The organism is Parabacteroides sp. AT13 (genome assembly GCF_002272965.1).
Lineage (GTDB): Bacteria > Bacteroidota > Bacteroidia > Bacteroidales > Tannerellaceae > Parabacteroides > Parabacteroides distasonis.
Genome location: NZ_NQMH01000001.1, coordinates 1,346,093 through 1,357,900 on the forward strand (window position 1 = coordinate 1,346,093; position 11,808 = coordinate 1,357,900).

Annotated in this window: 8 protein-coding genes and 1 pseudogene; all 9 read right to left on the reverse strand. The window is 48.7% G+C overall.

The window, feature by feature from the left end:
- Positions 1-44: 44 nt before the first annotated feature.
- The 9 genes and pseudogenes from CI959_RS05905 to folP all read right to left on the reverse strand — a co-directional run bounded on the left by CI959_RS05905 (position 45) and on the right by folP (position 11,712).
- Positions 45-1,211, reverse strand: a complete 1,167-nt coding sequence (locus CI959_RS05905) for an MFS transporter (protein WP_005859751.1) — start codon at positions 1,209-1,211, stop codon at positions 45-47.
- Positions 1,212-1,214: 3 nt separating this feature from the next.
- The gene (locus CI959_RS05910) at positions 1,215-2,087 is read right to left on the reverse strand and encodes a carbohydrate kinase (RefSeq protein WP_005859753.1); all 873 of its coding nucleotides are present in this window, start codon (positions 2,085-2,087) and stop codon (positions 1,215-1,217) included.
- Between the two features lie 18 nt (positions 2,088-2,105).
- Positions 2,106-3,914 carry a DUF4980 domain-containing protein gene (locus CI959_RS05915; RefSeq protein WP_005859755.1) on the reverse strand — a complete coding sequence of 603 codons (1,809 nt, stop codon included), beginning with the start codon at positions 3,912-3,914 and terminating at the stop codon, positions 2,106-2,108.
- Between the two features lie 128 nt (positions 3,915-4,042).
- Positions 4,043-6,706, reverse strand: a complete 2,664-nt coding sequence (locus CI959_RS05920) for a substrate-binding domain-containing protein (RefSeq protein ID WP_011967291.1) — start codon at positions 6,704-6,706, stop codon at positions 4,043-4,045.
- 110 nt (positions 6,707-6,816) lie between these two features.
- Positions 6,817-7,527, reverse strand: coding sequence for a UMP kinase (pyrH, locus tag CI959_RS05925; RefSeq protein WP_005859761.1), 711 nt, complete (start codon positions 7,525-7,527; stop codon positions 6,817-6,819).
- A gap of 157 nt (positions 7,528-7,684) precedes the next feature.
- Positions 7,685-8,887 carry an acetate/propionate family kinase gene (locus CI959_RS05930; protein WP_005859763.1) on the reverse strand — a complete coding sequence of 401 codons (1,203 nt, stop codon included), beginning with the start codon at positions 8,885-8,887 and terminating at the stop codon, positions 7,685-7,687.
- Between the two features lie 26 nt (positions 8,888-8,913).
- A pseudogene (pta, locus tag CI959_RS05935) lies at positions 8,914-9,925 on the reverse strand (phosphate acetyltransferase).
- A gap of 127 nt (positions 9,926-10,052) precedes the next feature.
- Positions 10,053-10,838 carry a diadenylate cyclase CdaA gene (gene cdaA, locus CI959_RS05940; RefSeq protein ID WP_008772898.1) on the reverse strand — a complete coding sequence of 262 codons (786 nt, stop codon included), beginning with the start codon at positions 10,836-10,838 and terminating at the stop codon, positions 10,053-10,055.
- A 34-nt stretch (positions 10,839-10,872) separates the two neighbouring features.
- Positions 10,873-11,712, reverse strand: a complete 840-nt coding sequence (folP, locus tag CI959_RS05945) for a dihydropteroate synthase (RefSeq protein ID WP_009016810.1) — start codon at positions 11,710-11,712, stop codon at positions 10,873-10,875.
- Positions 11,713-11,808 lie beyond the last annotated feature (96 nt).

Below are 11,808 nucleotides of genomic sequence, written 5' to 3' on the forward strand. Positions count from 1 at the left end.
TCCCTAACAAAAGATTTATAATACCGTATAAAAGCTTATCGCCCTCACTGTTTACTTAACTTAGGCGTAAAGAATAGTAAGTAGGCTACGCCCACGCACAACACCAGCACTGCTCCTACTTGAGAAGCCAACATATCGGATGCCACGCCCATAAAGATCGGGAAGATCGTGCCGCCAAACAGTCCCATAATCATCAAACCGGACACCTCATTCTGCTTATTCGGCATAGAAAGCAGAGCTTGGGCGAAAATAATGGGAAAGACGTTCGAGTTTCCAAAGCCGATCAAGGCGATACAAGCATAGATGATCTCTTTCGAATGAAATAGCAGCAAACCGATCATCGCCAATAACATCAAGAAAACACTAAAGGCGAAGAATCCTTTCGGAGAGACTTTTCGCAAGATAAAAGCCCCGGAGAAGCATCCCGCCGTACGGAATATGAAATAGAGGCTCGTGGCGAAGCCTGCGTCGGCCAACGTCATGCCCAGACGTTCCATCAAGATCTTCGGGGCGGTCGTATTCGTCCCTACATCGATCCCCACATGGCACATGATACCGATAAAGCAAAGCAGGATAAAAGGCTTGCCCAGCAAAGCCAGACATTCGCCAAAGGTGGAGGGCCGCCCCTCCTCTTTGGTCTCGTGGATAGTGGTAGCTCCCAATAGCAGGATAGCGATCACGGCGATCACCATATAGACCGGAAACAAGACACGCCAACCGAGTTCCATCGACGGTATCGCTTGGGTAGCACCCCACATGGCGATATAAGGCGCCAAGAAGGAGGCGATCGCCTTCACGAACTGACCGAATGTCAAAGAACTAGCTAGTTTATCCCCGCTTACGATATTCGATAATAACGGGTTCAAGGAAGTCTGCATCAAAGCGTTGCCGATACCCAACAGGGAGAAGGATATCAACATGACCATATATGCGTCGTCGAAGATCGGGATCATTAGCGAAAGAAACGTTACGATCAAGCTCAATAACACGGTCTTCTTCCGCCCGATACGGTTCATCAACATCCCCGTCGGGACGGAGAAGATCAAGAACCAGAAGAACACGAGCGACGGGAAGATATTCGCCTCCGAATCACTCAAGCCTAAATCCGCTTTCAGGTAATTAGAGGCGATTCCCACTAAGTCCACGAATCCCATGGCGAAGAACGCCAACATCACGGGAATCAATTTCAAGGATGAAGTCTTCTCGCTCATGGCTTATAAATCTTTAGGGTAAGCAGGCCATGCGCCACTCTGCGTACAAACATAAGCGGCTACTTTTACCGCTTTCTCATGTGCCTCACGTAAAGGTTTTCCGGTTAAGATCGATGAAATAAACGCCCCGGAGAAAGAATCGCCGGCGCCTACCGTATCTACCACCTGTACCTTCGGGGTAGGAATCGTAGAGACCTCCTCCTCGGAAAAGATCGTACTATACTCCGCCCCGGCCGTAAGTACCAAATAGCGCAAACCATATTTCTTCATGAACCAGCGACACATATCCTCTATCGTGCCTTCCAGACCAAACATCGGGCGAAGCATTTCCAATTCCTCATCATTGATCTTGAATACGTTCGCCAATTCGAGCAACGATTCGATCAATTCCTTCGAGTAGAAATGCTGGCGGATATTGATATCGAAGAAGCGCAAGGCATGACTAGGCATATAAGAAAGTAAGGTACGAAGCGTCTCACGAGATTCCGCAGCACGTTGCGCCAATGTTCCGAAGCATACGGCGTCCGCACGTTTCATCAGGTCGATAGACGCTTGGGTAAGCGGGATATGATCCCATGCCACACCTTCGATGATCGTATAGGAAGGGATGCCGTTCTTTAGCTCTACCATCACGCTTCCGGTCGGATATTCCACCGTACTGATATAATTACTATCGATACCGTTCTTATCCAATTCCTGAATAATCTCGGTTCCGAACACGTCGTTGCCCACGGCACTGATCGCATAACCTTCCGCTCCTAATTGGGTAGCGTGATACACAAAATTGATCGGCGCTCCACCGGCTTTCTTCACGTCCGGGAAGACATCCCACAATAATTCACCAATGCCTACTACTACAGGTTTACTCTTTTCCATGATATATTTTGTTTTTAATTATTTGAAGGGATAAATGGTTAATGACGTAACCGTGAACGCTCCTCCCTTGGCATGAAAGCTAATGCGATTATACGGTTCTTCCGGGAAGACTAGGTTGGTCATGACAAACTCCCCATTCCCGTCGAAAGCCTCTATGCTGGATTTATCTACCAGCAAACGCAAGGTATATTCCTTAGCGGCGGAGATCGGGGCCGAGGTAGCCGTGGCGAATGTCTTGCTGAAATCCGTGATCCCGCTGTTACGGCGATCCATCGTGAACGTATTATCCAGAAGATTATAACGCATCTCCACCTCCTCGCCTTTCGAGTTAAACAGCTGGAAGCTCATGATATCGGCCCCGTTGTTCTTAAACTTGATCTCGATCTCATAGGTTCCCGTCGGATCGGGAAGTACCGGATTGACCTCATGGGAGCGGTCCACCTTGAAGGAACCTTTCTTCTGGGCTTTCCCTCTCAACTTCAACACCTCGGGAGACGGGGTGCTGCTCAAGTACGTCTGCCCGTTTTTCGTATAAAGAACCAAGTCGCGAGGAACCGAATTCGCACTCCGGTATTGCAAGGTCGGCACGTTATTCGCGTATTCCCAATTGCTCATCCAAGCCAAGGCGATCTTCCGGTCCTCCGGGGCGTTACTCCAAGTTACCGTAGCGTAATGATCCTTGCCGTAATCCATCCATTTGGTCAAGGCCGGGGATTCATTCACGAACTGTTTCCCATCGAACGCACCTACGAAATATTGGGTAGCGGAGCCGCCAAACGGACCACCGGGGTTGATATTACAGATCAAGACCCACTTCTTCAATTCCGTGCCCTTCACCGGAAGCTCGATCAAGTCCGGGCATTCCCAAACGCCCGCATGCGCTCCTTGTCCTTCCCCGAAACTGCTCTCATACGTCCAGTCCTTCAAATTGGGAGAAGAATAGAGTTGCATCTCCTGCCCTACGGCGAGTACCATGATCCATTTATTGGATTCCTTATGCCAGAAGACTTTCGGGTCACGGAAATCACGTTGCGTAGAAGTAAGGATCGGATTCCGGTCATATTTCTTGAACGTTCGGCCGTTGTCCAAGCTATAGGCCATACTCTGCACTTGCCGGTCGCTGGCCGAGGTATAGAAAGCCACGATAGCGCCAGCGCCAAACCCCGCGGTATTATCCTTATCCACCACACAGCTACCGCTGAAGATCGTACCCAAGGCATCCGGGGCGATCGCCACCGGTTGATGCTCCCAATGAATCAAGTCCTTGCTGATCGCATGCCCCCAGTGCATATTCCCCCACATCGAGCCATACGGATTGTATTGATAGAACAAATGATACTCACCATCCTTGTACACCATGCCGTTCGGATCATTCATCCATCCCCAAGCCGGCGAGAAATGATAGGCCGGACGGAATTTCTCCCGGTTAGACGAATCAAACTGATCGGATAGCTTCATCTCTTTCCAGCAAAGAGCCGATTCCGGGGCAAGCTGGAAGTTGAAGGAGATATGCTTATCCGCATACCCCGAGAGATCTACCGGAACGAAATAATCCACCTTATTCACCGCCAAACGAACATTGAAAGTCCGTACCACGTCATTATCGACAATCATATACAACTTGGATTCCGGCGAGGACTCCTCGACCGGAAGCAACAAATATTTGGCTCGCGCATCCACACGGACAATGCTTTGCCCTTCGCCCAGATGCTTTATATCTATAGTACGTTCTGCCGCATATCCGGCCAACGGATCGACCGCGCTCAATAAAATGATACCGACAGCCATACATAAACTCTTCAGAAGTCTCTTTGTTTGTTGTTTCATAAACGAACGGATTAAAGGATAATATTGTTTGATTCTCCGCCAAAATTAATAGGATTCTTCCGGATAGAAAAACACTTATCCCTTAAAGGTGAGGAGATATGACATTTGTGATAAAGATCGTACAAATGTTATTGATACTCGGTAGGCGTAACCCCGTAGACCGCCTTGAAGCATTTGGAGAAGTAAGCGGGTGAGGAGAAACCGGTTCGGTAAGCGACCTCGCTCACCGTGTACGCGTTCTGCCTCAACAACTGGGTCGCCTTATTCAAGCGATAGGTACGCAAGAACTCGACGGGTGCGGTTCCGGTAAGCTCCTTGATCTTCCGGTGAAGGTGCCCCCGGGATAATCCCAAGGTCTCGCTTAGTTTCTCCACATTATATTCGGGGTCCGCGTAAACGGCCTCGATCTGTTCCGCGAACTTACGCAGAAAGGCGTCATCGATGCTCTCCACCTTCTCCGGCTCGGACAGAAGGAGCTTATTATCCCGCAACTTCTCCAACAAACGTTCCCGTAACTTCTGGCGCTCTTGCAATAGGTGGATAATCTTGATCTTCACGTAATCCGTATGGAAAGGCTTCTGTATATAATCGTCCGCTCCGCCGGTAATCCCGAAAATCCGTTGGCGCTCATCGGTCAAGGCGGTCAATAAGATCACCGGGATATGGCTAAAGGGAAGTTGCGACTTGATCATCCGGCAAAGTTCGAAACCATTCATCTCCGGCATCATCACATCGCTTACTACCAATGATATCTCCTCCTCTTCCAATACCCGCAAGGCATCTTTCCCGTTCGCGGCCGTCCGGGTCTTGAAATGAGGGCTAAGCTCACGTTCCAAAAAGCAGCGAACCTCATCGTCATCCTCGGTGATAAGTATCGTATAAGGATAGGTTTTGGAAAGCATCTTATGGGTTTCCGAATCGTCCAACCGGGAGGCTTCGTAGGCTTGATGGGATACGGACGTTTCCATCAGGTCGCTATCCTCGAAATGCGCCTTTCCTTTCCGCAGGCAAACCGTAAAGGTAGTCCTTTGTCCCGGCTCGCTCTCCACACGGATCTCCCCTCCGTGCATATGTATATATTCCTTTACCAAATGTAATCCGATCCCAGTTCCCATCGACCGATCCTCCGTATAGAAACGGTCAAACAAATGCGGAAGGTTACCGGGTTGGATACCACTTCCCGTATCGATAACCTGTATAAAAACCCGATCCTCCTCTTCTGTCAGCTCTATCCGCACGCTACCTCCCTCCGGCGTAAACTTAAAGGCGTTCGAGAGAAGATTGACAAATACCTTCTCCAACAGGTCCGGATCGATCCATAGCGTACATTGTTTTATCGAAGAAGTGAACGTATAGGCGATCGCACGTACCGAGGCCATACTGTCAAAATAAGATTTGATCTCGCCAACGAAAGGGACCAAATCGATTTCCCGTACCGCTAGTTTCTCTTGCTTGCCTTCCACCTTCCGGAAGTCCAAGATCTGATTGATCACACGCAACAAACGGTTGGCGTTCTTCTGGATCAACCCGAGATCCGAGGCGTAAGGAGATTCCCGCAAGGAGATTATCAGGCGATCCAAAGGAGCGAGAATCAAGGTCAAGGGCGTACGTACTTCGTGAGAGACATTCGTAAAGAATTGGAGTTTCTGCGCCGTCACCTCTTTCATCTCCGCGTTCAAGGAGATTAGCTTACGATTCGCCTGCCTCATCTTCCGGTTTATGTAAAAGGCGTAAATGGAAAGGGCGATAAAACCGATCATCAATAAGGAGATCACCCCTAAAGAGTTTCGCAGGAAATAAAACCGGTCGGACAAACCGTCGATGCGGGAACGCTGCGCCTCGATACGTTGCCTATATTTCTGGAGTTGGTCCGCTTGCAACAATAAGGTGCGGGCAGACTGATGATCTACCGGAGCCGTACGAAGAGGGATAAACTTATCCACCGGCTCCCCTTGAATGATACGCATAGCCGTGCGAATCACTTGCTCCCCTCCTGTCGGATAGAGGAAAGAGGCATTGATCCGTCCATCTTCCACGGCTTCCAGACCGGCACCCGCCACGGCATCAACGCCGATAATCCGCAACTCCCGTCCTCGGATGGAATCCCATGCCATAAAGTATTCCCGGGCGGCTATGGCCATCATGTCGTTATGGGCGTAAACGAAATCTATCTGCTCGGGATGCTCTAACTTCCGAAGCTCCATCCGGGCGGTATCGACCAGCCATTGTCCTTCTATCTTACGGAAAGAAAGATCCTCCCTTTCTCGCAAGGCATCGACAAAACCTTTATGTCGCTCTTGCGCCGGGGAGGTTTGCGTGAGTCCCCATATCTCTAAGATAATAGCGTTCGGGGGAAGATAATTGGCGGCGTAATTGCCTGCCGCTAGTCCGATCTCATAATTGTTCGCCCCGACAAAAGAGGTGTATTGATCGGTATTTACCTTGCGATCTGTAATGATCGTCGGGATTCCGGCACGGTACGCTTCCTCGGCAACTGCCGTGATCGGCTCGGATTGGTAAGGGGAGATGATCAAGACATCCACCTTTTGGCGGATCAAGTCTCGTATTTGTTGTATTTGTGTCTCGTTATTGTTTTGCGCGTCCTTTATAATAATTTCCACGTCATCATAGTTGGAGGCTTCGATACGCATATCGTTAATCATGGCTTGCCGCCAAGCATCGTCCAGCATACATTGGGAGAGGCCGATAACGTGCTTCTTCTGTTTCCCCGAGCTTGTGCAGCCACACAAGACGATCAAGGTTAACCATACTAGTAAAAAGGGATGCTTCATATACAAGAATAAAGGTCTAACGTATTTGCCACAGGGCTGGCACAACCTTGCCATGCCTGTGGCACGACAGTACCACCAGCATGGCACTGCCGTGTCATCGGTTAATGGCACTAATTATGCACCAGTGTCCCGATATTCTCTCCGCTCATCACTTTCTTCAAGTTGCCGTTGGTATCCATATCGAATACGATGATCGGGAGGTTGTTCTCTTTACACATCGTGGTAGCGGTCAAGTCCATTACCTTCAGGCCCCGGGTATAGATCTCATCATACGTAATATCGGAGAACTTGGTAGCCGTAGGATCTTTCTCCGGATCAGCGGTGTAAATACCGTCCACACGGGTACCTTTCAGCATGACATCCGCCTCGATCTCGATACCTCTCAAGGAAGATCCGGTATCCGTAGTAAAGAACGGATTACCCGTACCGCCGGACATGATGACCACGTTACCTTGTTCCAGCAACTCGATCGCACGCCATTTATTATAGAACTCGCCGATCGGTTCCATACGGATAGCGGTCAAAACCTTCGCATTCACGCCTTGAGCGACCAATGCGGAGCTAAGCGCCAAGCTATTGATTACCGTCGCCAGCATACCCATTTGGTCTCCTTTTACCCGATCGAAACCTTTGGAAGCGCCACTCAATCCACGGAAAATATTACCGCCACCAATCACGATACCGATCTGTACGCCCATCTCGGCGATCTCCTTGATCTGTGCCGCATATTCATTCAAGCGGACCTCATCGATCCCATATTGTTTACCACCCATCAGCGACTCCCCGCTTAATTTTAATAAGATACGTTTGTATTGAGCCATGTTTTGTATATATTTAATATGTAATTCCGCAAAAGTAACGAATAATCCGATATTCGCATAAAAAAGATCGCCCCAACCGGTGTCGGGGCGATCTAAACACTAACCCCGTGTTTTGTAAGCTGCGAGGATTAGCTAAAATTATATGAAACGTTACTGGTTATTTTTTATCTAAGATCTCCAAGGTATCGGCAGCGATCATGAATTCCTCATCCGTAGGAACGACGATGATAGTCACCTTACTGTCCGGAGTGCTGATTACCATCTCCTCGCCACGCATGCCCTCGTTCTTCTCTACATCGATCTTCATGCCCATGTATTCCATGTTCTCACAAACCGCACGACGGGTCGCCCATTGGTTCTCGCCGACACCACCGGTCCAAACCAAGATATCACAACCACCCATAGCGGCGGCATAAGCGCCTATATATTTCTTGATGCGGTAGTTATATACGTTCAAGGTCATGATCGCACGCGGATTTCCGGCAGCTACGGCAGCCTCGATCTCACGCATATCGGAAGAGATTCCGGAAAGACCGGCAACACCACTTCTCTTATTGATCAAGTCGGAAAGGCCGGCACCATCCATGCCTTCCTTATCCATGATGAAAGACAAAGCACCCGCATCCACGTCGCCGCAACGAGTACCCATCAACAGACCCTCAACCGGAGTCAAGCCCATGGAAGTATCCACGCTCTTACCATTCTTGATAGCGGTGATAGAACCACCGTTACCTACGTGAGCCGTGATAATCTTCTGATCCTCATAAGGAACACCTAAGATCTCGCAAGCACGACGGGATACATATCGATGACTGGTTCCGTGGAAGCCATAACGACGTACGCCATATTTCTTGTACATCTCGTAAGGCAAACCATACATATACGCATAATCCGGCATGGTCTGATGGAAAGCCGTATCAAACACCGCTACTTGAGGAATACCCGGGATCAAAGCCTCCATCGCCCGAACACCCTTCAAGTTAGCCGGGTTATGAAGCGGAGCCAAATCAGAGCACTCGATTACCTTATTGATTACATCCTGATTGATCAATACACTGGAAGCGAACTCCTCGCCACCATGTACCACGCGATGGCCCACGGCATCAATCTCCTTATAGTCCTTGATGCAGCCATAAGTAGCGTCGGTCAACACGCTCAGGATAAACTCGATGCCTTCTTGATGGCCGGGGATCTCTCTCTCGATAACCACCTTCTTGCCATCCTTGTCCGTCAATTTCAAGAACGCGCCCGGCAAACCGATTTTCTCGATACCGCCTTGAGCCATAACCTCACCGGAGGTCATATCGAATAACTTATATTTGATAGAACTACTACCGCAGTTCAATACTAGAATCTTCATATTATTAAGTCGTTAGGATTATTATATTATTTTGCGGATTTCAAACCGATGGATTGATTACAAGCGATCGCTACCATCTTATAAATATCGTCTACGGAGCAACCGCGAGACAAGTCGTTCACCGGAGCAGCCATACCTTGAAGGATCGGACCGACAGCCTCAGCGCCACCCAAACGTTGAACCAGCTTATAAGCGATATTACCCACCTCCAAAGTCGGGAATACCAAAACATTCGCTTTACCGGCGATCTCGCTACCCGGAGCTTTCTTGCTACCTACAGCCTCAACCAAAGCCGCATCGGCCTGCAACTCTCCGTCGATCTTCAAATCCGGAGCCATCTCCTTAGCCAAACGAGTAGCCTCCACTACCTTATCTACCATCTCGTGAGAAGCGCTACCCTTCGTAGAGAAGCTCAACATAGCCACACGAGGCTCAACGCCTACGATATTACGAGCCGTAGCGGCGGTAGCGACAGCGATGCTAGCCAACTCTTCCGCGTTCGGGTTTGGCATAACCGCACAATCGGCAAATACCAAAATACCATCATCCCCATATTGAGGAGTCTTCGTGAACATAAGGAACGCACCGGAAACACACTTCATGCCCGGAGCCGTCTTGATAATTTGCAAAGCAGGACGCAATACATTACCCGTCGTATTCTCAGCACCGGCGATCTCACCGTCAGCGTCACCCGCCTTGATCATCAAACAAGCCAAGAACAAAGGATCTTCAACTAGAACCGCAGCCTTCTCGGGAGTCATACCCTTCTTTTGGCGAAGTTGGAAAAGCAAGTCTGCATACGCGGCTTTCTTCTCGTGATTTTTCGGATCGACAAGAGTTGCCTCACCGATGTGGTTCAGTCCGAAACCAGCCGCCAACTCCTTGATCTCAGCGGGGTTTCCAATTAAGATAATGTCTGCTACACCGTCGGCCAGTAATTGGTCGGCAGCTTTAAGAGTTCTTTCCTCGGTACCTTCGGGAAGAACAATACGCTTTGTCAGCTTTAGCGCGCGCAATAATGTCTTGCATTAAATCCATAGCGGAAGATATTTTATATTATTTAATAATTGTACTCGTAATCCGGCTACAAAATTAGGCATAATGCAATATAGAGTTTACAAAATAGGCAAAAGAATTACAGGTAGAGATACCAGTTTCAGATCTTTTAACAGTAATTCGTCACTTCCCGCTCCCCGGAGAGTATTTGTTGCAGTTCTTCCGCTGTCACATTCACACTTAACTTACCTTTATGGGCCACGGAGATCTTTCCTCTCTCCTCCGAGACAATAATAACCAGCGCATCTGTCTCCAATGACATCCCCAACCCGGAACGATGGCGCAATCCCATATCCTTGGGAAGGGTAGCGTTCTGGGCGACCGGCAAGATACAACCGGCCGCCTTGATCCGGTTATCGGCTATGATCATGGCACCATCATGCAACGGGCTGTTCTTAAAGAATATATTCTCGATCAAGCGGGCATTTACATCGGCGTTGAACATCTCGCCCGTATGCTCATAGATAGTCAAGTCCATATCTTGCTGGATCACGATCAAGGCACCCGTCTTTTTCCGGGCCATATTCATACAGGCCAAGACAACAGGGGCGACAAACTTCCCTTCTTTCTCCGGATCGCCTCCTCGCTTGGAAAAAAGTTTCCCTAGGAATTTCCAGCCCCGGTGCGAACCTAACGCCAACAGGAAACGGCGGATCTCGTCTTGGAAGAGGATTACCAAAACCACGAAACCTACGCTAATAAACTTATCCAAGATGGCCCCCATCAACCGCATCTCCAATACCTGCGAGATCAAGATCCATACGACGATGAATGATACGACTCCACTGAATATAGCCAATGTGCCCGAGCTTTTCATCAACTTATAGGTCTGGTACAGGAAGAAAGCCACCAGCAATACGTCAATCAAGTCTTTTATACCGAAATGCATCCACATAGTTAATTGAGAATTGAAAGTTGAAAATTGAAAATTATTTGTTGGTCATTTGACCTATGACGCGAATGGCTTCCACTGCTTCCCGCACATCATGTACACGAAGGATATTAGCGCCGTTCAAGAGAGCGTACGTATTCAATACAGTCGTTCCGTTCAAGCTATCCGCAGGGGTTCCACCCAGTAATTTATAAATCATGCTTTTACGGGAGACTCCAACTAATAAAGGCAACTCAAAAATAGAGAACTCCTTTAAATGGCTCATCAATTGGTAATTCTGCTCCAACGTCTTACTAAAGCCAAAGCCGGGATCGAGGATGATATCATTCACCCCTAAAAGCCGAAGCTGGCGTACCTTCCGGGAAAAGTACAGCATGATCTCCTCCATCATATCCGGGTAATCAGTATGCCTCTGCATAGTTTGAGGGGTTCCACGCATATGCATCATGATATAAGGCACCTTCAAATCCGCTACCGTTTGGAACATATCCGCATCCAACTCACCGCCGGAGATATCGTTAATGACAGCCACTCCATATTCCTCTACGCAACGACGGGCAATCCCCGCACGAAACGTATCTACGGACACCGGGATATCCGGGTAATGCTTATTTAATATATGTAAGGCAAACTCCAAACGGCGCATCTCTTCCTCCGGGGTAACCTCAGCGGCATCCGGACGGGATGAATAACCACCGATATCGATCCAATCCCCTCCCTCCGATAAGATTTCCCGGATACGGTCCTCGATAGCGGTCTCGGTCTGTTTGCGGCTGCCCGCATAAAAAGAATCAGGGGTAATATTCAAGATTCCCATCACCAACGGTGTCGCTAAAGAAGTAAGTGTCCCTCTAATATTGAGCATTTTATCTAACATGATCTTTCCTTATTTCCAGCAAAGATACAGGTTTCTCTCTTAAAATCTCCTTCTAGATTCTTCATTCTTTATTTAATTGCTACATTTGCGCCGAAT